The sequence below is a fragment of the Bradyrhizobium sp. SZCCHNR1002 genome (assembly GCF_032381435.1).
In the GTDB taxonomy this organism is placed as follows: domain Bacteria; phylum Pseudomonadota; class Alphaproteobacteria; order Rhizobiales; family Xanthobacteraceae; genus Bradyrhizobium; species Bradyrhizobium aeschynomenes.
In genome coordinates this window covers 551,477-570,449 of record NZ_JAUHIS010000002.1, presented here as the reverse complement: position 1 = coordinate 570,449, position 18,973 = coordinate 551,477, and the positions used below count along the sequence as shown (strand labels likewise).

The window sequence follows — 18,973 nt, the reverse complement described above, 5'->3', positions numbered from 1 at the left end:
GGCGACTGACAAGAGCGCCGGTCATCGCTATGCTCGATCCCCGCCGGATGCCAGCAGACGGCCGCGCCTTTCGACATCCAATCGTCACACAGGAGCACGCCATGCAGGTGGCCTCGACCACACAGAGTGATCACGCGGCCGTCGCGCGCGCCGTGACGATGCCGCCGCCCCTGACGGCGCCGCGCTTCGAGCTTGCCGACGCCCGCACCGGCCGCATCACCTGCTATGGCGATGGTCCAGCCGCGTCCACCGCGCGCCCGCTGCTGCTCATTCACAGCGTCAACGCGGCGGCGACGGCCTATGAGATGAAGCCGCTGTTCGAGCATTATCGCAACGTCCGTCCGGTCTATGCGCTCGATCTGCCCGGCTTCGGGCTGTCGGACCGCGCCGACCGCATCTACACGCCGCGCATCATGACCGATGCGGTCCTGCTCGCTGCCGACGAGGTTCGTCGCCGTCATGGCGATGTCGCAATCGATGCGATCGCGCTGTCGCTCGGCTGCGAGTTCGCGGCGCGTGCCGGCACCGAGGCGCCGAACCTGTTTCGCACCTTGGCGCTGCTCAGCCCGACCGGCTTCGACCGCCGCGCCGAGGCCGCAGCGAAGACGACCGGCAACAGGGACTCGACCCGCGCCATGCCGTGGGTGCGCAACATCCTCAACGTGCCCCTGTGGAAGCACGGCTTCTTCACCCTGCTGACCTCGCGTGCCAGCATCCGCTTCTTCCTGCAGAAGACCTTTGGCCGCAAGGACATCGACGAGGGGCTGCTGGAGTATGACTATATCACCACGCATCAGCCGGGCGCCGAGAACGCACCGTATTCCTTCGTCTCCGGCTACCTGTTCAGCACCAATGCCCTAAAGCTCTACCAGGCGCTGGCGATGCCGGTCTGGATGGTGCACGGCGTCCGTGGCGATTTCGTCGATTACCAGGGCAAGCACGCCGTCAAAGGGCTGCCGAACTGGCGGATCGACGTCATGCAGACCGGGGCGATGCCGCATTTCGAGCAGCTTGATAAAGTCATCGCAGGCTACGATGATTTCCTGGCGCGCGCCGCCGGCGCGTGAGCCGCTCCGGCGCGGGCTGAGGCGCCGCCTGCAATGGTCGTCGTCGGCATGAGCGACAAGCCGAGCTGGAGCATCGACGGGCGCACCTGGCCCAATCGCGAGGCGAGCCGTTTCGTCGACGCCGGCGGGATCCGCTGGCACGTCCAGGTCATGGGCGAGGGGCCGGTCGCGCTACTGGCCCATGGCACGGGAGCAGCAACCCATTCCTGGCGCGATCTCGCGCCGCTGCTCGCCAGGCATGTCACGGTCGTGGCGCCGGATCTCTCCGGCCACGGCTTCACCTCCACGCCGAATTGGCAGCGGCTGTCGCTCCCGGGCATGTCGCGTGATCTCGCCACGCTGTGCGAGCAGCTCGCGATCACGCCCGCGATCGCCATCGGCCATTCCGCGGGCGCGGCGATCCTCACGCGGATGACGCTCGACGGCTTGATCGCGCCGAAACTGATCGTCAGCCTCAATGGCGCCTATCTGCCGTTCGGCGGCGTTGCAGCGCAGTTCCTGTCGCCGCTCGCCAAGATGATGGCGCTGAATCCGCTGGTGCCACGGCTGTTCGCCTGGCGCGGCCGCGATCCGGCAGCGGTGCATCGGCTGCTCAAGGCGACGGGATCGACGCTCGATGCCAATGGCGAGCGGCTGTATCGCCGCCTCGTCGGCAGTCCCGGTCATGTCGGTGCCGCGCTGGAGATGATGGCAAATTGGGACCTCAACCCTCTGGTGCGCGACCTGCCGCGACTGAGCACCGCGCTGCTGCTCATCGCCGCGACCCACGACCACGCCATCACCCCCGACGTCGCCCGGCGCGTGCGCCAATTGGTGCCGCAGGCACAGCTCGAACTGCTTGATGGGCTTGGCCATTTGGCTCACGAGGAGCAGCCGGCGCGGATCGCGGAGCTGATCGTCGCGGCCGCCGAGCGGCTCGGCGTCCTTGCAGTGCAGCAGGAAATGTCAAACTAGGTTGACATTTTTGACTGGCGAAAGCGTCAATTTCAATTTACGCTTTTCGCCATGCTCGACGTCTCCACCATCAAGGCCGCTATTCCGGCTGCGCTCGGAGACCGGCCGCATGCGGTCGTGATCGGCTCCGGCTTCGGCGGCCTCGCCGCGGCGGTCCGGCTCGGCGCGCGCGGCTATCGCGTCACCGTGTTCGAGCAGCTCGATGCGCCCGGCGGCCGCGCCTATGTGCATCGCCAGGACGGCTTCACCTTCGACGCCGGCCCGACCATCGTCACGGCACCGTTCCTGTTCGAGGAGCTGTGGCAGCTGTGCGGGCGGAAGATGTCCGACGACGTCACGCTCAAGCCGATCTCGCCGTTCTATCGGATCCGGTTCGACGACGGCACCGCGTTCGACTGCTCGGCGGATCCGGTGGCGATGCGCGCCGAAGTCGCGCGAATTTCACCCGGCGATGTCGACGGCTACGAGCGCTTCATGAAGGCGAGCGAGGCGATCTTCAGAAAGGGCTTCGAGGAGCTTGGCGATGTGCCGTTCCTGTCGCTGCTCGACATGGCGAAGATCGCGCCGGCGATGATCAAGCTGCAGAGCTTTCGCTCGGTCTATGGTCTCGTCTCGCAGCATGTGCGCGACGAGCGGCTGCGCGTCGTCCTGAGCTTCCATCCGCTGCTGATCGGCGGCAATCCGTTCACGACCACGTCGATCTATTGCCTGATCGCCTATCTCGAGCGCCGCTGGGGCGTGCATTTTGCGATGGGCGGCACCGGCGCACTGGTCACCGGTCTCGTCAGCTTGATCGAAGGGCAGGGCGGCCAGGTGCGCTGCTCGGCGCCCGTCGCCGAGATCACCACGAAGAATGGCGTTGCCACCGGCGTGCGTCTGGCCTCCGGCGAGACCGTCGCCGCCGACGTCGTCGTGTCCAATGGCTGCGCCGCCTGGACCTACAAGCACCTGCTGCCATCCGTGCCGCGCCGGCGCTGGACAGATGCCCGCATCGATCGCGCGCGCTACTCGATGAGCCTGTTCGTCTGGTACTTCGGCACGAAGCGCCGCTACGACGACGTCGAGCATCACACCATCCTGCTCGGCCCGCGCTATCGCGGGCTGCTCGACGACATCTTCCGCCGCAAGGTGCTGGCGGATGATTTCAGCCTGTACCTGCACCGGCCGACCGCGACCGATCCGTCGCTGGCGCCCGAGGGTTGCGATGCGTTCTACGTGCTGTCGCCGGTGCCGCATCAGCAGAGCGGCATCGACTGGGCAGCCACCGCCGAGCCGTTCCGCAGGCGGATCGAGCGGGCGCTGAGCGAATCGCTGTTGCCGGATCTCGTGAGGCAGATCGCCACGTCGCGGCTGCTGACGCCGGACGATTTCGAGCATCGCCTGTCCTCCTATCGCGGCGCGGCGTTCGGGCTCGAGCCGGTGCTGATGCAGAGCGCTTGGTTCAGGCCGCACAATAAGAGCGAAGAGGTCGACCGGCTGTATCTGGTCGGGGCCGGAACGCATCCCGGAGCCGGACTGCCGGGCGTGTTGTCGTCAGCGCGCGTGCTCGATGAGCTCGTGCCCGCGCCGCATGAGCTGGAGCGCCGATGAGCCGGGACGAGGACATCGCGATCTGTCGTCGGCTGTTGCGGGGCGGATCGAAGACGTTCTTCGCCGCCTCGAAGGTTCTGCCGCGGGCGGTCGGCGATCCCGCCATTGCGCTCTATGCGTTCTGCCGCGAGGCAGATGACGCGATCGATGGTCCCGGTCGCCGCGTCGACGCCATCGAGGTGCTGCATGAGCGGCTCGACCGGATCTACGCCGATCGGCCCGAGGATCGTCCCGTCGATCGCGCCCTCGCCGGCGTGGTCGCGCAGTTCGCGATTCCACGCGCGCTGCCGGATGCGCTGCTCGAAGGCCTTGCCTGGGACGCCCAGGGCCGCCGCTACGAGACGCTGAGCGACGTGCTCGCCTATGCCGTGCGCGTCGCCGGCACCGTCGGCGTGATGATGTCGCTGTTGATGCACCGGCGCGCTCCGGAGACCATCGGGCGCGCCTGCGATCTCGGCATCGCCATGCAGCTCACCAACATTGCCCGCGACGTCGGCGAGGACGCGCGTGCCGGCCGGCTCTATCTGCCGCGGCAATGGCTGCGCGAGGCGGGACTCGACGTCGACACCTGGCTGGCCGCGCCCTATTTCGACGACCGCGTCGGCCGCGTCACCGCGCGGCTGCTCGCAATGGCCGACGTGTTCTACGCACGCGCCGCGGCCGGCATCGCCGATCTGCCCCCGACCTGCCGTCCGGGCATCAACGCTGCGCGGCTGATCTATGCCGAAATCGGGCGCGAGGTCGCGCGGGCAGAGTTCGATTCGCTGTCGCAGCGCGCCTTCGTCTCGATGCCGCGCAAGCTGCAGCTGCTCGGCAAGGCCGCGGTGGTGTCGCTCGCTCCGGTGCAGCCATCGTTGGCGCCGCTGCGGCCCGAGGCGCGCATCCTGATCGAAGCCGTGATCGCTGCGGATGCACAGCGCCCGCATGCGATCGCTCGGCCGCGCCGTACGCTGCAGGACCGCGCGCTGTGGGTGATCGATCTGTTCGAGCGGCTGGAGCGACGCGACCAGCTGTCGCGCTCGGGACGGGCGTCGTAGCGAAGCGCGATGAGCGAGACGTCACGAGTGAGACGTGATGAGTGAGACGCCATGAGCGAGATGGGCGGCCTGCTCGAATTCGTCGTCGTTGCGATGTGCGTGCTCGGCTGGCTCGTGCTCGAATGGCAAGGCCGCCGCCTCGACCGCCGGCGCGCCGAGCGTGAGGCCCGGGAGCGCGCGGAGGAGGAGCGGTAGCAGTAGGGCGGCCAAAGGCGCGCCTACGTCGTCGCGACGAGCAAAGATGACCGTGCTCGCCGTGCCCACCGCCCCGCGTGCGGGATGCGGATGGTGGGCCCGCGGCGTCCCGCCGCGTTCGCGCCTTTGCCCACCCTACGGCAGCGCGTTCGGAATTGTCGATTGGATCGCAAACGCATCGACAAACACCGCTGTCGTCCCGGCCTTGAGCCGGGACCCATACCCCCAGGGAGCGGTTTGAGGCAGACAGGCGATTGGCATTTTGCCCGTCATGTCCGCCGCGGCGTGGGTGCCGGATCGGCGCGCCGCCGCGCTCGCGCGCGTCGTGGCTTGTCCGGGACGACACCGTATGCTGTCGCGCGGCCGCTGCAAATCCGCGCGTTCGCCTGCGACTATGGCTAACGTTGCGCCTATCGATCCCTCACCACCGCGGCATCCGGAACGGCAGCATGGCCTGCACGATCGGCATCTGGAACCGGTCGAGCGACAGGCTCTCGTGCATGACGGCGGCGTCCTCGCCACGGATGCGCGCGGCGAGGTGGCTGCGGGCATAGAAGGGAGCGTCCTCCAGTGTGCTCACGACGCGCACGGATGTATCAGCGTCGGCCCGGGCGCTGCGGTCGACGCGCCACAGCGTCTTGCGCAACGGTGATTCGACGAGTGGGGCGATCCGCTCCAGCTTGCCGTCGGGATCGACGTGCAGCGCGATCGTCTTGTCCATGCCGGCGCGCGCGACGGTGTCGTAGGAGACCACGGTGCCGGTGCGCGTCGCGGCGCGCGACCATTGCCAGCTCCGGAAGTCGCGCTCCAGCGGCGCATCGCCATGGTTGATGTCGAAATAGCCGTCGCCGCGCCAGTGCAGGTCGGGATGATCGAAGTCGACCGACACGCGGCAGCACGGCGCGATCGGCTGCCAGCGATGGCGTCCTTCGGCATCGAGCCTGAACGCGATCTCGTTCAGCTCGGTCGGCACCACCCTCACCTTGCCGCGCAGCGGCAGCGGCCAGGGCACGGTGACCTCGTCGACGTCGATCGTGAGCTCGCGACCGGTCCAGGCCAAGCTGCTCGGCCCCACGGCAAGATGCTGCTCGTCGCGGGCGATCGCGCCGCGTCCACGCTCGGTCATGGCCCAGCGGCGCGCGCGCGCGCCATACAGCGCGACGTTGAGCGCGCAATGATTTTCGGGATCGGCGGGTCCGCGCCGTCTGGCCCATGCGTAGTACGGCGAGAACACGCTGCCGACGAAGGCAATGAGCGTGATGCCGAAGCGGCCGTCGTCGCTCAGCGCGTCGACATACCACCACGCATAGCCGTCCTTGGGGACGGCGCGGTCGAAGCGAGGTCCGCAATCGCCCTGTTGGCTGCCATCCGCCCCGAGAGCGCCGCCATCGGCACGCCCGGTCCCGGATGCGCGCTGCCTCCGGCCACGTAAAGTCCCGGCAGCTTCGTCTGCGCGCCCGGCCGCTGGAACGAGGCCATCCAGCCGTGCGAGCTGCGGCCGTAGAGCGCGCCCCCCGCGCCCGGAAACATCCGGTTGAAATCCGTCGGCGTCGTCACGCGGGTCAGTTCCGGCGTCGTCGCGATGCTGAGGCCGCAGCGCTGCAGCAGGTCGAAGGTCTGGCGGGCACATTGGCTGATCTCCGAGGGAGCAAAGCTGTGGCGGTCGCCGGTGGCGGGCGCGTTGATCAGCACGAACAGCGGCTCGTTCGTGCCGGCATCGCGCGGCCGGTCGTCGCGGTCCTGCGCGCAGACATAGACGGTCGGCTCCTGCGGCATCGCGCGGCGGTCGATCAACTGATTGAACTCGGCGCCGTAGTCGCGCGAGAAGAACACGTTGTGGCGCACGAGCGGAAAGCCGTCGGCGCGCGCCAGGCAGCTCCAGGTCATCGCCGACAGCGAGCGCGCGGACTCCGGGATCGACGGCAGCGCACGGGCCGCGTCCGCACCGAACAGTCCCTGCGCAAGGGCCCCGACATCGGCAGTCGCAACGACGGCATCGGCTGCGATCTGCTCGCCATCGGCGAGCTGCACGCCCGTGGCGCGGCCGGCCTGGCTGACGACGGCGGCGACCTCGGCGCCATAGCGGATGGTGACGCCATGGCGCCGCGCCAACGCGGCGAGGCACGCGGCGAGCTCATGCATGCCGCCGTCGATCAGCCAGACGCCGGCCTGCTCGACATGGGCGACCAGCATCAGTGTGGCCGGCGCATGGAACGGCGAGGAGCCGCAATAGGTGGCGTAGCGGCCGAACAGCTGCTGCAGACGGGCGTCGCGAAAATAGCCGCCGAGCGCCTTCCATAGCGTCTGGAACGGGCGGATCGCGGTGAGATCGCGGAAGCCGGCGCTGCGCAACAGATGTGTCATGCTCGGCGTCGGCGTGCGGATGAAGGGATCGCGCAGCACCTCGAAGATGCGCCGCGCATCGCGGCAGAACGCGCGATAGCCCTCGGCCTCGCTGCGTCCGGCGAACTGACCGATCGCATCGGCCGACCTGTCCTCGTCGGCGAACAGGTCGAGCGTGCGGCGATCGGTCCAGGCGTGGCGGGCGAGGACGTCGAGCGGGGTGAGGGTGAGGTGATCGTCGAGCGATGCGCCGATCTCGGCGAACAACTCGTCGAACACCCAGCGCATCGTAAACACGGTCGGACCGGAATCGATGCGGGCAGGGCCGATCGTGATCTGACGCATCTTGCCGCCGGGCGCCGGCGCGCGCTCGATCACCGTTACGGCGGCGCCGCGCGCGGCGAGGGTGAGCGCGGCGCTGAGGCCGGCGATGCCGGCGCCAACCACGATCACGCGGTGCTCGGCCATTTCGTGCACTCCCGTCCATCGGACCTGACGTGTGAAATGTCTAGCATGATTTACAGTTTGGGTGTAAGTTGAAATTTACATGAGCGGGCCCGAAGGCCTCGCGACAAGGGAGGCTGGCATGGACGTGATGGCCCGGATCGAGAAATCCCTCGTCACAGCGGTCGCTCTGGCCGACCGGCCCGGATGCCCGCCGCGCCTCTCGGCCGCCATGCAGGCTGCGGTCTTTCCCAAGGGCGCGCGCGTTCGTCCCCGTCTTTGTCATGCAGTAGCCAGCGCTTGCGGCGACGACGAGCCGGCCGCGACCGACGCGGCGGGATCGGCGATCGAGCTGCTGCATTGCGCCTCGCTGGTGCATGACGATCTGCCGTGCTTCGACAACGCCTCGCTGCGCCGCGGTCGTCCCTCGGTGCATGCCGCGTTCGGTGAGCCGCTCGCCGTCCTCGCCGGCGATGCGCTGATCGTGCTCGCGTTCCAGACGCTGGCCAAGTCCAGATGCTCGCCGCTGCGGCTGGCGCAGCTGATCGCGACCATCGGCGACGCCGTCGGTGTGCCGCATGGCATCGCAGCCGGGCAGGCCTGGGAGTGCGAGCCGCAGATCGATCTGTCGCGCTATCACCGCTCCAAGACCGGCGCGCTGTTTGCGGCTGCCACTGTCTCGGGCGCTGCTGCGGCGGGGCATGAGAATCCTGAGGCCTGGCGCACGCTCGGCGAGACCATCGGCGAGGCCTATCAGGTTGCCGACGATATCCGCGACGCGGCCAGTGATGAGGAGGAAGCTGGTAAGCCGGTCGGGCAGGATGCTGCGCTTGGCCGGCCCAACGCCGTGCTGATCTATGGCCTCACCGGAGCGGTCAGCTATCTGCACGACCTCGTCGCCGACGGCATCCGCACCATGCCGCCCTGCGCCCATGCGCACGAGCTGCGCATGCTGATGGAACAGGAAGCCAAGCGTCTGGTCCCGCGCCGCTTGGCGGCGTCGGCGGCGTGAGCTTTCGGCCGCGTTGAATGGCAACGCTCGCGCCGCGCGCCCAACGCTCACCCTCCGCTGGAGGGGGAGGGTCGCCGCGCATGCGCGCAGCGGCAGGTGCGGCGGGGTGGGGTGACAGACCCTCGGCGCGCGCGGTGCTGTCGCCTTTTCGAAAGCCGATGCAGGCAAGCCTGGGAGCCGTCCGACCCATCCGCACCTCTTTCCGAGCCCACCCCACCCCACCGCGCGCCTTGCGCGCAGTGACCCTCCCCCTCCAGGGGAGGGTGGGCGGCGCGGCGTGTCGGTGCGCATTTGCTCGGCCATGGGAGCTCTGACGGCCATGCCCGCGGTTGTTCGCCACGACACTTCGCCCCCGATCAGCCTCAGTGACCGATGGCGCGGGTGGCGCGATGCGCTGCTGGCGAGTGCAGCGTTTCAGCGCTGGGCGGCGGCGTTTCCGTTGACGCGGCCGATTGCGCGCAAGCGGGCGGCGGAGCTGTTCGATCTGTGCGCCGGCTTCGTCTACTCGCAGACCCTTGCGGCCTGCGTGCAGCTCGATGTGTTCGAGGCCCTGCGCGCCGGGCCCTGCGAGGTTGCGGCGCTGGCATCGCATGCGGCAATGCCGCCTGATGCGATGCTCAGCCTGTGCGAAGCGGCGTCCGCGCTGCAACTGCTCGAGCGCCGCGGCGGCGCGCGCTATGGGCTCGGGCCGCTCGGCGCGGCGCTGCTCGGCAATCCCGGCATCGCCGCGATGGTCCGCCATCACGCCGCGCTCTATGCCGATCTCGGCGATCCCGTGGCGCTGCTGCGCGGCCAGGGCCGCGAGCGCCGCCTTGCACATTACTGGCCCTATGCGCTCGACAAGAGCGGCGCGACGCTGACGCGCGACAGCGTTACGTCCTACACGGCGTTGATGGCGGCGTCGCAGCCGATGATCGCCGATATCGTGCTTGCGGCCTATCCCTTGAGCGGCCATCGCTGCCTGCTCGATGTCGGCGGCGGCGATGGCAGCTTCCTCGCGGCCGCCGCGCGGCAGGCGCCGCAGCTTGCGCTTGGGCTGTTCGATCTGCCCGAGGTCGCCGCGATAGCGCGAGAGCGACTCGCCAAGGCCGGGCTCGCCGATCGAGTCATGATTACCCCCGGAAGTTTCTACACCGATCCGCTGCCGACCGGGGCTGACGTGATCTCGCTGATTCGAGTCGTGCACGATCACGACGACGACGCGGTGACGCAACTGCTGGCAAAGGTGCGCGCTGCGCTGCCCGAGAACGGCGTGCTGTTGCTCGGCGAGCCGATGCGCGACACGGCGAAAGGCGCCGACGGGGTCAGCGCCTATTTCGAGATCTATTTGCGCGCGATGGGGCAGGGCCGGCCGCGCAGCGCGCAACGGCTGCGCGAGCTGCTCAATCTGGCAGGTTTTTCGCAGGTGCGAGTGCTTCGCACGCGCATCCCGTTGATCGCGGGCGTGATTGTCGCGAAAAGCTGACACTCGGACTGTAAATAAATATTGACACTCTCCGCAGTCGGACTAACCTGACACCCGTAACTAAGCGGGCGTCGCCGGGGAGTTTGGGCTATGGACGCGATCGCCGTGGTGCTGGGGAGGCCGAGGGAGTTGTCGCTGCAGCATCTGCTGCTGGCGGATGCCCCGGACTGCCTGACCGTCGACATCGAATGGAGCGCGATCAGCACCGGCACCGAGCGGCTGCTGTACGAAGGCCGCATGCCGCAGTTTCCCGGCATGGGCTATCCACTCGTGCCCGGCTACGAGGCGGTCGGCCGTGTCGCGCACGCGGCGCCGCATTCTGGTTTTCGTAAGGGCGAGCGCGTCTTCGTGCCGGGTGCGGCGCGCTGCTTCGGCGAGGTCAAGAGCCTGTTTGGGGCCGCCGCCTCGCGGCTCAGCGTGCCCCCTCAACGCGTCGTCGCAATCGACGAAGCCAACGGCGAGCGCGGCGTGCTGCTGGCGCTGGCCGCTACCGCCTATCATGCTCTGTCGATCGGCGGTGATGGCCAGGCCGAGTGCGTAGTCGGTCATGGCGTGCTCGGCCGTCTGCTGGCACGGTTGATCATGGCGATGGGCGGAGATCCGCCGGTCGTCTGGGAGAGCAATCCCGAACGCGCGGCTGGCGCCATGGGCTATTGCGTCGTCGATCCAGCTCACGATGATCGGCGCGACTATCGCCTGATCTTCGATGCCAGCGGCGATGCCGGGCTGCTCGACAGTTTGATCGCGCGCCTGGCGCCGCGCGGCGAAATCATCCTCGCCGGCTTCTACAGCGCGCCGCTGACCTTCTCCTATCCGCCGGCCTTCATGCGCGAGGCGGCAATCCGCGTCGCCGCCGAATGGAAGCACGAGGATCTGCTCGCGGTGCGTAACCTGATCGATACCGGCCGGCTGTCGCTGGACGGGCTGATCACGCATCACGCCGACGCGACATCGGCAGAGAGCGCCTACCGGATCGCGTTCGACGATTCGTCATGTCTCAAGATGGTCCTGGACTGGAGAGCTGCACGATGAATGCCCCGACCAAGATCAGTGCCAACTTGGCTGCAATGACGGATGCCCTGCGTGCCGAGGCCGCGATCGCGCCGGATGCGCCGGTGACGGCTGCGCCCAAGAAGACGACGCAGATCATCGCCATCTACGGCAAGGGCGGCATCGGCAAGAGTTTCACGCTCGCCAATCTGTCCTACATGATGGCGCAGCAGGGCAAGAAGGTGCTCTTGATCGGCTGCGATCCCAAGAGCGATACGACTTCACTGCTGTTCGGCGGCCGTGCCTGCCCGACCATCCTGGAGACCTCGTCGAAGAAGAAGCTCGCCGGCGAGGAGGTCAAGATCGGCGACGTCTGCTTCAAACGCGACGGGGTGTTTGCGATGGAGCTCGGTGGCCCCGAAGTCGGCCGCGGCTGTGGCGGTCGTGGCATCATCCATGGCTTCGAGCTGATCGAGAAGCTCGGTTTTCACGACTGGGGCTTCGACTACGTGCTGCTCGACTTCCTCGGCGACGTCGTCTGCGGCGGCTTCGGCCTGCCGATCGCGCGCGACATGTGCCAGAAGGTGATCATCGTCGGTTCCAACGATTTGCAGTCGCTGTACGTCGCCAACAATGTCTGCTCGGCGGTTGAGTATTTCCGCAAGCTCGGCGGCAACGTCGGCGTCGCCGGAATCGTCATCAACAAGGACGACGGCACCGGCGAGGCGCAGGCCTTTGCGGATGCGGTCGGCATCCCGGTGCTGGCCTCGATCCCAGCCGACGACGACATTCGGCGGAAGAGCGCGAGCTATCAGATCATCGGTCGGCCCGGCACGGCCTGGGCACCGCTGTTCGAACTGCTGGCGACCAATGTCGCCGAGGCGCCGCCGCAGCATCCGCATCCTCTGACCCAGGACGGCCTGCTCGGCCTGTTCAAGGCCTCGGAAGTCGGTCGCGACGTGGTGCTGGAGCAGGCGACGCTCGAGGACATGTGCGGCAGCACGGCGGTAGCTAAGCCGTCGCTCGAAGTGATCTACGACAATGTGTGATCGGCGCGTGCTGAGCAGCGGAATCTAGTGCAATGAGCGATGCGGTGGTCCATCAGGCAGTGAGCGCGGAGAGTCCCGCGGCGGCAGGCATGCCCGTGCAGCCGGAGGCGCTCGGCTGCCACGCCGGCAAGGCCGAACTCAGGAAGGCGGCCGATGCCGCCGGCAAGAGCGAGGTTCTGGCGCGCTATGCAGCCGATTACCCGGCCGGGCCGCACGACCAGCCACAGAGCATGTGCCCGGCGTTCGGCTCGCTGCGCGTCGGCCTGCGCATGCGCCGCACCGCGACCGTGCTGTCGGGCTCTGCCTGCTGCGTCTATGGCCTCACCTTCACCTCGCACTTCTACGGCGCGCGGCGCAGTGTCGGCTACGTCCCGTTCAACTCTGAGACGCTGGTCACCGGCAAGCTGTTCGAGGACATCCGCGACGCGGTGTTCAAGCTCGCTGACCCTGCGAACTACGACTGCGTCGTCATCATCAATCTCTGCGTCCCCACCGCCTCGGGCGTGCCGCTGCAGATTCTCCCGAAGGAGATCAATGGCGTCCGTGTCATAGGCATCGACGTCCCCGGCTTCGGCGTGCCCACCCATGCCGAGGCCAAGGACGTGCTCGCCGGCGCGATGCTGAACTACGCGCGGCGCGAGGCGGAGCAGGGCCCGGTGCAGGCGCCGCGCGCGCCGCGCGGCGACAAGCCGACCATCACCTTGCTCGGCGAGATGTTCCCGGCCGATCCCGTCGGGATCGGCATGCTCTTGGCACCGCTCGGTCTCGCCGCAGGCCCGACCGTGCCGACGCGCGAATGGCGCGAGCTGTATGGCGCGCTGGATTGCGCGGCCGTGGCGGCGATCCATCCGTTCTATACGGCCTCGATCCGCGAGTTCGAGGCGGCCGGGCGCCCCATCATCGGCTCGGCGCCGGTCGGCTGCGACGGCACCGCAGACTGGCTCGAAGCGATCGGCATGACTTGTGGCGTCGGCCGCGCGCAGATTGACGCGGCGAAGAATGCGGTGCTGCCCGCGATCCGTGGCGCGCTTGCGGCCGCGCCCATTCGTGGCCGCATCACATTGTCGGGCTACGAAGGCTCGGAGCTGCTGGTCGGGCGTCTTCTGGTCGAGAGCGGCGCGGACCTGCGCTATGTCGGCACCGCCTGCCCGCGCACGCGCTGGTCGGAGGCGGACCGCGCCTGGCTCGAACAACGCGGCGTCCGCGTGCAGTATCGTGCCTCGCTGGAGCAGGATCTCGCGGCGGTCGACGAGTTCGCGCCCGATCTCGCCATCGGCACCACGCCGGTGGTGCAGAAGGCCAAGGCGCGCGCGATCCCGTCGTTGTACTTCACCAATCTCATTTCGGCGCGGCCGCTGTTCGGCGTCTCCGGCGCCGGCTCGCTGGCGCAGGTCGTCAATGCGGCGATCGCAGGCAAGGCGCGCTTCGACGAGATGCGCGAGTTCTTCGAAGGCGTCGGTGAGGGCGACACCGCGGGCGTGTGGCAGGGCACTCCTGTCGCGCGTCCTGATTTTCGCGACAAGTACCGCAAGGCGGTCGCGGCGCAGGCCAAGAAGCGCAAGTCCGAGGAGATGGTGTGATGCTGATCCTCGACCACGATCGCGCCGGCGGCTATTGGGGGGCGGTTTACGCGTTCACCGCAATCAAGGGCCTGCAGGTCATCATCGACGGCCCCGTCGGCTGTGAGAACCTGCCGGTGACCTCGGTGCTGCACTACACCGACGGCCTGCCACCGCACGAGCTGCCGATCGTCGTCACCGGCCTCGGCGAGGACGAGCTCGGTCAGAAGGGCACCGAGCAGGCGATGAAGCGCGCCCGCGCCGCGCTCGATCCGGATCTTCCCGCAGTCGTCGTCACCGGCTCGATCGCCGAGATGATCGGCGGCGGTGTCACGCCGGAAGGTTCCAACATCAAGCGCTTCCTGCCGCGCACCATCGACGAGGACCAGTGGCAGAGCGCCAACCGTGCGCTCAGCTGGCTGTGGAGCGAATACGGCCTGCGAAAGATTCCGGAGCGCAAGCCGCGCGCGGAGGGCGAGAAGCCTCGCGTGAATATCATCGGGCCGATCTACGGCACCTTCAACATGCCGTCGGATCTCGCCGAGATCCGCCGCCTGGTCGAAGGCATCGGCGCCGAGATCAACATGGTGTTCCCGCTCGGCAGCCATCTCGCCGACGTGCCGAAGCTGGTGAATGCCGACGTCAACATTTGCATGTACCGCGAGTTCGGCCGCATGCTGTGCGAGACATTGGAGCGGCCCTATCTGCAGGCGCCGATCGGGCTGCATTCGACCACGAAATTCCTGCGCATGCTGGGCGAGATGCTCGGGCTCGATCCCGAGCCGTTCATCATCAGCGAGAAGCACACCACGATCAAGCCGGTGTGGGATCTCTGGCGTTCGGTGACGCAGGACTTCTTCGGCACCGCGAGCTTCGGCATCGTCGCCTCCGAGACCTACGCGCGTGGCTTGCGCAATTTCCTGGAGACCGAGCTCGGGCTGCCTTGCCACTTCGCGATCTCCCGCTGCGCCGGCGCCAAGACCGACAATGACGCCATCCGCAAGCTGATCCACGAGCGGCCGCCGCTGGTGCTGTTCGGCAGCTACAACGAGCGCATGTATGCCGCGGAAGCCGGCAACCGCGCGATCTACGTCCCGGCAAGCTTCCCGGGCACGGTGATCCGCCGCCATACCGGCACGCCGTTCATGGGCTATGCGGGGGCGACCTACGTCGTGCAGGAGGTCTGCAACGCGCTGTTCGATGCGCTGTTCAACATCCTGCCGCTCGCGACGCAACTCGACCAGATCGCGGCGACGCCGGCGCGGCTCGAGCGCGAGCTGCCATGGGACGACGGCGCCAAGCTGGCGCTGGACCAGATCATCGAGACGCAGCCGGTGCTGGTGCGGATTTCCGCAGCCAAGCGGCTACGGGATGCGGCGGAGCGCGGTGCGCGCCAGGCCGGGCTCGACAAGGTGACGGAGGACGTTCTCGCGCATGCGCGGTCGCAGCTCGCAACGGGCCAGGCCGCGTAGACACGGGGATAGCGGAGAGGGAGAGGACGATGTCGTTATACGAACGCATGGATCGTGACGTCGCGCCGAGATCGCGCGAGCGGATCGAATATCTCCTGGTCTACGCGGTGTGCTTCGTCGTGCTGATGGTCGAGGGCGTGCTGCGCCGGATCGGCTCCGTCGTCACCGGCCACAGGCCCGCGCCGCTCGGCGCGATCTTCGGCGAGGCGAGGATCAAGGCCGCGAACTGCGCGACCTCGTCCTTCATGGGATTGTGAGTTTCAGGGCTGCGAGTTGCAGCCCGGTGAGTTCTTAGGGAATTCGTGCGGTTCGCCGCATGGATGTCATCCCGGCAACGGGATGGCGCTTCGACGCCGCTCATCTCGGTGAGCGGCTTCCGGCCGAAAGGCCAACACCAGGAGGTACTACTATGGTGGAACCAAACAAGGGAGGCTCTCTGTCGGGGCTGACCGAATCGGAGGCGAGGGAATTCCATAGCATCTTCATGACGAGCTTTGTGGTCTTCACGGCGGTCGCGATCGTCGCCCACATTCTCGCATGGATGTGGCGTCCCTGGCTGCCCGGGCCGACTGGCTACAAGGCGGCGGCGCTGGATGGGGCAACCCACTACGCCACTCTCGTGCTCTCCTACCTGACCTGATCGAAAGGAGAAAACTATGTGGCGCTTGTGGTTGTTGTTCGATCCGCGCAGAGTTCTCGTGGCTCTCGGGGTTTTCCTGTTCGGACTGGCATTGGTGATTCACTTCATCCTGCTCAGCACGAACCGGTTCAACTGGCTGGAGGGACCTCGTGCGGCGAAGACGTCGTCGATCTCCGATCCGGCAACGCCGGTGAAGCTCACCTAGAGCTTCGGCATCATCAATGGGAGGCGGGCGATCGCTCGGCGGCAGACCTTGTCCGCCCGCTTCCCAAATCTCTCGGGCGCCGGGATTCCTGGCGGTCACGACACGACCCACCGTACGACACGACACCTAGCATATCGAGCGACGGGCAGCGGAGGCAGGACCGATGGCAATGCTCAGCTTTGAACGAAAATACCGCGTCCGCGGCGGCACGTTGATCGGCGGCGATCTCTTCGATTTCTGGATCGGACCGTTCTACGTCGGCTTCTTCGGCGTGACGACGATCTTCTTCACCTTCGTCGGCGTGGCGCTGATCCTCTACGCAACGGCGCTCGGACCGACGTGGAATCTCTGGCAGATCAGCATCAATCCGCCGGACGCCAAATACGGACTCTCCTTCGCACCACTGACGGAGGGCGGCTTCTGGCAGCTCATCACGGTGTGCGCGCATGGCGCGTTCGTCTCCTGGGCGCTGCGCGAGGTCGAGATCTGCCGCAAGCTCGCGATCGGCTACCACGTGCCGGTGGCCTTCGGCTTTGCGATCTTCGCCTATTTCACGCTGGAGGTGATCCGTCCGGTGCTGATGGGTTCGTGGAGCTACGCCTTCCCCTACGGCATCATCACCCATCTCGATTGGGTGTCGAACACCGGCTATCAGTTCGGCAACTTCCACTACAATCCCGCGCACATGATCGCGATCACGTTCTTCTTCACGACGTGTCTTGCGCTCGCGCTGCACGGCTCGCTGATCCTGTCGGCCGCCAATCCCGGCCGCGGCCAGGAGATGAAGTCGCCGGAGCATGAGAACACCATGTTCCGAGACCTCCTGGGCTACTCCATCGGCACGCTCGGCATCCACCGACTAGGCCTGTTTCTGGCGCTGTCGGCCGTGTTCTTCAGCGCCGTCTGCATCGTCATCTCCGGCCCCGCCTGGCTGCTGCCGGAAGGCAACGCCTGGTCGGATTGGTGGGAATGGTGGCGCAGGGTCCCGATCTGGTCGCCGCAATGAGTTGAAGGAGAGGTCGTCATGGCCCAATACCAGAACATCTTCACGCAGATCCAAGTCCGTAGTGCGATCTATCCGGGCATTCCGATCGAGCCCGGCGTCTGGGAGCGGCTCGGCAAGGGCAGCTTCAACTACTGGTTCGGCAAGCTCGGCGACGCGCAGGTTGGTCCGGTCTATCTCGGCTTCCTCGGCCTGGCCTCGCTGATGTCGGGCTTCGTTGCGATCGAGATCATCGGTCTCAACATGCTGGCCTCGGTGAACTGGAGTCCGCTGGAGTTCATTCGCCAGTTCTTCTGGCTGTCCTTGCAGCCGCCGGCGCCGGAATACGGCCTGCAGATCTTCCCGCCGCTGCAGGAGGGCGGCTGGTGGCTGATGGCCGGCTTCTTCCTGACGACGTCGATCCTGCTGTGGTGGGCGCGCACCTATCGCCGCGCCCGGGCGCTCGGCCTCGGCACACACGTGTCGTGGGCGTTCGCCTCGGCGATCTGGCTGTATCTGGTGCTCGGCTTCATCCGGCCGATCTTCATGGGCAGCTGGAGCGAGGCCGTGCCGTTCGGCATCTTCCCGCACCTCGACTGGACCAACAACTTCTCCATCACCCACGGCAACCTGTTCTACAACCCGTTCCACATGCTCTCGATCGCCTTCCTGTATGGGTCGGCGCTGCTGTTCGCGATGCATGGCGCGACGGTGCTGGCGATCAGCCGCTACGGCGGCGAGCGCGAGCTGGAGCAGATCGTCGATCGCGGCACGGCGTTCGAACGTGGTGCGCTGTTCTGGCGCTGGACGATGGGCTTCAATGCGACGGCCGAGTCGATCCATCGCTGGGCCTGGTGGTTCGCCGTGCTTTGCACCTTGACCGGCGGCATCGGTATCCTACTGTCGGGCACCGTCGTCGACAATTGGTTCGAGTGGGGCGTGAAACACGGGCTGGCGCCGGCGCGCTGAAGTCCCGCAGGTTGAGAGATGTTGGACCGAGTTGAAACTGATCACGTCGAGATGGCCGGGCGCAGCACGCGTCCGGCCTCTCTCTTGGAGGCGATGCGCGACCGTACCAAGGCGCTCCACGTCACCGCCGAGCGGACCGGCCTCGTCGCCGAGCTGCTGCGCGGTCGCGGCACGGTGCAGGCCTACGCGCTGCTGCTGCGCAATCTGCTGCCGGTCTATGAGACGCTCGAAGCGGAGCTCATCCGTCATCAGGCATCTGCCGTAGTCGGCCACATCGTGCGGCCCGAGCTGCATCGCAGTGCTGCGATCAGAGCTGATCTTGCCCAGCTCTTTGCAACCGATCTGACCGTGTTGCCCGAAGCGATCGCCTATGTGCGTGCCATCCGGGAGGCGGGATCAGGCTCCGGCCATCCGCTGCTGGCGCACGCCTATACGCGTTATCTCGGCGACCTCAGCGGCGGCCAGATCATCAAGAAGATTCTCGCGCGTTCGCTCGGTTTGCAGCCGCAGGCGCTGTCGTTCTACGAATTTTCGGCGATCGGCGACATCCCGCTGTTCAAGGACGAGTACCGCGGCGCGCTGGAGCAGGCCGGCGCGGCCATCGCCGAGCACGCGGCGGTGATCGAGGAGGCCGCCACGGCGTTCCAGCTGAACATCGCACTGTCGCAAGCGCTGCAGGAGGCGTCCGGGCTCGGCGCGCGCGAGCGGGAGTAAAGTCCGCGCTCGATCGCTGAGAGTTGTGCGCAGAGTGCTCGCGGGTGCAGGCTCTCCCTGTGCGGTCATTCCCGGGCATTTGCGCGCAAAATGGCGCGGCCATTTTGAAGCAGTGCGAATGAGCCCGGAATCCATAACCACAGGACCAGATTCGTCTGAAGATGAGCGCCGCGTGCGTCTCGGGTCCTCATGACCGATGTGGCTATGGAGTCCGGGCTCGCGCTTCGCGCACTCCGGAATGAGGCGTGGAGAGATCGATAACCCGCGCGAACAGCCCGTCTGCAGG

The 18,973-nt window shown here is 67.2% G+C and carries 19 protein-coding genes; 17 read left to right on the top strand and 2 right to left on the bottom strand.

The window, feature by feature from the left end; translation table 11 throughout:
* The first annotated feature begins 101 nt into the window (after nucleotides 1–101).
* From QX108_RS15045 to QX108_RS15025, 5 genes are read left to right on the top strand one after another with little or no spacing between them, the layout of a single operon-like run.
* On the top strand, nucleotides 102–1,067 hold the full coding sequence (locus tag QX108_RS15045) for an alpha/beta fold hydrolase (RefSeq protein WP_315799552.1): 966 nt from the start codon (nucleotides 102–104) through the stop codon (nucleotides 1,065–1,067).
* Between the two features lie 48 nt (nucleotides 1,068–1,115).
* On the top strand, nucleotides 1,116–2,021 hold the full coding sequence (bchO, locus tag QX108_RS15040; RefSeq protein ID WP_315726666.1) for an alpha/beta fold hydrolase BchO: 906 nt from the start codon (nucleotides 1,116–1,118) through the stop codon (nucleotides 2,019–2,021).
* Between the two features lie 51 nt (nucleotides 2,022–2,072).
* Entirely contained in the window at nucleotides 2,073–3,611 is a 1,539-nt protein-coding gene (locus tag QX108_RS15035; protein WP_315799551.1) for a phytoene desaturase, read from the top strand.
* Nucleotides 3,608–4,648, top strand: coding sequence for a phytoene/squalene synthase family protein (locus QX108_RS15030; RefSeq protein WP_315799550.1), 1,041 nt, complete (start codon nucleotides 3,608–3,610; stop codon nucleotides 4,646–4,648). Before QX108_RS15035 ends, QX108_RS15030 begins: the two co-directional genes overlap by 4 nt.
* A gap of 51 nt (nucleotides 4,649–4,699) precedes the next feature.
* A complete protein-coding gene (locus tag QX108_RS15025) occupies nucleotides 4,700–4,843 on the top strand; it encodes a hypothetical protein (protein ID WP_315725261.1) in 144 nt (47 codons plus the stop codon).
* A gap of 421 nt (nucleotides 4,844–5,264) precedes the next feature.
* Here the strand turns inward: QX108_RS15025 and QX108_RS15020 are convergent, their stop codons facing one another.
* Together QX108_RS15020 and crtD are read right to left on the bottom strand one after the other, a co-directional pair.
* Complete coding sequence (locus QX108_RS15020) at nucleotides 5,265–5,969, bottom strand: hydratase (protein WP_315799549.1); 705 nt, start codon at nucleotides 5,967–5,969, stop codon at nucleotides 5,265–5,267.
* Between the two features lie 155 nt (nucleotides 5,970–6,124).
* Nucleotides 6,125–7,729 carry a 1-hydroxycarotenoid 3,4-desaturase CrtD gene (gene crtD, locus QX108_RS15015; protein WP_315799592.1) on the bottom strand — a complete coding sequence of 535 codons (1,605 nt, stop codon included), beginning with the start codon at nucleotides 7,727–7,729 and terminating at the stop codon, nucleotides 6,125–6,127.
* A gap of 43 nt (nucleotides 7,730–7,772) precedes the next feature.
* On the opposite strand from crtD, the gene QX108_RS15010 reads away from it, so the two are divergent.
* The 12 genes from QX108_RS15010 to QX108_RS14955 all read left to right on the top strand — a co-directional run bounded on the left by QX108_RS15010 (nucleotide 7,773) and on the right by QX108_RS14955 (nucleotide 18,687).
* Complete coding sequence (locus QX108_RS15010; RefSeq protein ID WP_315799548.1) at nucleotides 7,773–8,642, top strand: polyprenyl synthetase family protein; 870 nt, start codon at nucleotides 7,773–7,775, stop codon at nucleotides 8,640–8,642.
* A 319-nt stretch (nucleotides 8,643–8,961) separates the two neighbouring features.
* The gene (locus tag QX108_RS15005; protein WP_315799547.1) at nucleotides 8,962–10,107 is read left to right on the top strand and encodes a methyltransferase; all 1,146 of its coding nucleotides are present in this window, start codon (nucleotides 8,962–8,964) and stop codon (nucleotides 10,105–10,107) included.
* A 90-nt stretch (nucleotides 10,108–10,197) separates the two neighbouring features.
* Entirely contained in the window at nucleotides 10,198–11,139 is a 942-nt protein-coding gene (bchC, locus tag QX108_RS15000) for a chlorophyll synthesis pathway protein BchC (RefSeq protein ID WP_315799546.1), read from the top strand.
* Complete coding sequence (locus QX108_RS14995) at nucleotides 11,136–12,146, top strand: chlorophyllide a reductase iron protein subunit X (RefSeq protein WP_315799545.1); 1,011 nt, start codon at nucleotides 11,136–11,138, stop codon at nucleotides 12,144–12,146. The genes bchC and QX108_RS14995 overlap by 4 nt, the downstream gene beginning before the upstream one ends.
* Before the next feature lie 32 nt (nucleotides 12,147–12,178).
* On the top strand, nucleotides 12,179–13,726 hold the full coding sequence (bchY, locus tag QX108_RS14990; protein WP_315799544.1) for a chlorophyllide a reductase subunit Y: 1,548 nt from the start codon (nucleotides 12,179–12,181) through the stop codon (nucleotides 13,724–13,726).
* Nucleotides 13,726–15,177, top strand: coding sequence for a chlorophyllide a reductase subunit Z (gene bchZ, locus QX108_RS14985; protein ID WP_315799543.1), 1,452 nt, complete (start codon nucleotides 13,726–13,728; stop codon nucleotides 15,175–15,177). Before bchY ends, bchZ begins: the two co-directional genes overlap by 1 nt.
* Before the next feature lie 29 nt (nucleotides 15,178–15,206).
* On the top strand, nucleotides 15,207–15,434 hold the full coding sequence (locus QX108_RS14980; protein WP_315725277.1) for a hypothetical protein: 228 nt from the start codon (nucleotides 15,207–15,209) through the stop codon (nucleotides 15,432–15,434).
* 152 nt (nucleotides 15,435–15,586) lie between these two features.
* Complete coding sequence (pufB, locus tag QX108_RS14975) at nucleotides 15,587–15,817, top strand: light-harvesting antenna LH1, beta subunit (RefSeq protein WP_315725279.1); 231 nt, start codon at nucleotides 15,587–15,589, stop codon at nucleotides 15,815–15,817.
* 16 nt (nucleotides 15,818–15,833) lie between these two features.
* Entirely contained in the window at nucleotides 15,834–16,022 is a 189-nt protein-coding gene (gene pufA, locus QX108_RS14970; protein WP_315725281.1) for a light-harvesting antenna LH1, alpha subunit, read from the top strand.
* Between the two features lie 163 nt (nucleotides 16,023–16,185).
* The gene (gene pufL, locus QX108_RS14965; RefSeq protein WP_172114269.1) at nucleotides 16,186–17,028 is read left to right on the top strand and encodes a photosynthetic reaction center subunit L; all 843 of its coding nucleotides are present in this window, start codon (nucleotides 16,186–16,188) and stop codon (nucleotides 17,026–17,028) included.
* An 18-nt stretch (nucleotides 17,029–17,046) separates the two neighbouring features.
* Nucleotides 17,047–17,973 (top strand): photosynthetic reaction center subunit M, encoded by a 927-nt coding sequence (gene pufM, locus QX108_RS14960; RefSeq protein ID WP_172114270.1) that lies wholly within the window; start codon nucleotides 17,047–17,049, stop codon nucleotides 17,971–17,973.
* Between the two features lie 18 nt (nucleotides 17,974–17,991).
* Entirely contained in the window at nucleotides 17,992–18,687 is a 696-nt protein-coding gene (locus QX108_RS14955; RefSeq protein ID WP_315799542.1) for a biliverdin-producing heme oxygenase, read from the top strand.
* Nucleotides 18,688–18,973 lie beyond the last annotated feature (286 nt).

Excerpts from the sequence above, each read along its gene's own strand:
- QX108_RS15045 (WP_315799552.1), top strand. The coding sequence starts at position 102 with ATGCAGGTGGCCTCGACCACACAGAGTGATCACGCGGCCGTCGCGCGC.
- bchO (WP_315726666.1), top strand. The coding sequence starts at position 1,116 with ATGAGCGACAAGCCGAGCTGGAGCATCGACGGGCGCACCTGGCCCAAT.
- QX108_RS15035 (WP_315799551.1), top strand. The coding sequence starts at position 2,073 with ATGCTCGACGTCTCCACCATCAAGGCCGCTATTCCGGCTGCGCTCGGA.
- QX108_RS15030 (WP_315799550.1), top strand. The coding sequence starts at position 3,608 with ATGAGCCGGGACGAGGACATCGCGATCTGTCGTCGGCTGTTGCGGGGC.
- QX108_RS15025 (WP_315725261.1), top strand. The coding sequence starts at position 4,700 with ATGAGCGAGATGGGCGGCCTGCTCGAATTCGTCGTCGTTGCGATGTGC.
- QX108_RS15020 (WP_315799549.1), bottom strand. The coding sequence starts at position 5,969 with ATGACCGAGCGTGGACGCGGCGCGATCGCCCGCGACGAGCAGCATCTT.
- QX108_RS15010 (WP_315799548.1), top strand. The coding sequence starts at position 7,773 with ATGGACGTGATGGCCCGGATCGAGAAATCCCTCGTCACAGCGGTCGCT.
- QX108_RS15005 (WP_315799547.1), top strand. The coding sequence starts at position 8,962 with ATGCCCGCGGTTGTTCGCCACGACACTTCGCCCCCGATCAGCCTCAGT.
- bchC (WP_315799546.1), top strand. The coding sequence starts at position 10,198 with ATGGACGCGATCGCCGTGGTGCTGGGGAGGCCGAGGGAGTTGTCGCTG.
- QX108_RS14995 (WP_315799545.1), top strand. The coding sequence starts at position 11,136 with ATGAATGCCCCGACCAAGATCAGTGCCAACTTGGCTGCAATGACGGAT.
- bchY (WP_315799544.1), top strand. The coding sequence starts at position 12,179 with ATGAGCGATGCGGTGGTCCATCAGGCAGTGAGCGCGGAGAGTCCCGCG.
- bchZ (WP_315799543.1), top strand. The coding sequence starts at position 13,726 with ATGCTGATCCTCGACCACGATCGCGCCGGCGGCTATTGGGGGGCGGTT.
- QX108_RS14980 (WP_315725277.1), top strand. The coding sequence starts at position 15,207 with ATGTCGTTATACGAACGCATGGATCGTGACGTCGCGCCGAGATCGCGC.
- pufB (WP_315725279.1), top strand. The coding sequence starts at position 15,587 with ATGGTGGAACCAAACAAGGGAGGCTCTCTGTCGGGGCTGACCGAATCG.
- pufA (WP_315725281.1), top strand. The coding sequence starts at position 15,834 with ATGTGGCGCTTGTGGTTGTTGTTCGATCCGCGCAGAGTTCTCGTGGCT.
- pufL (WP_172114269.1), top strand. The coding sequence starts at position 16,186 with ATGGCAATGCTCAGCTTTGAACGAAAATACCGCGTCCGCGGCGGCACG.
- pufM (WP_172114270.1), top strand. The coding sequence starts at position 17,047 with ATGGCCCAATACCAGAACATCTTCACGCAGATCCAAGTCCGTAGTGCG.
- QX108_RS14955 (WP_315799542.1), top strand. The coding sequence starts at position 17,992 with ATGTTGGACCGAGTTGAAACTGATCACGTCGAGATGGCCGGGCGCAGC.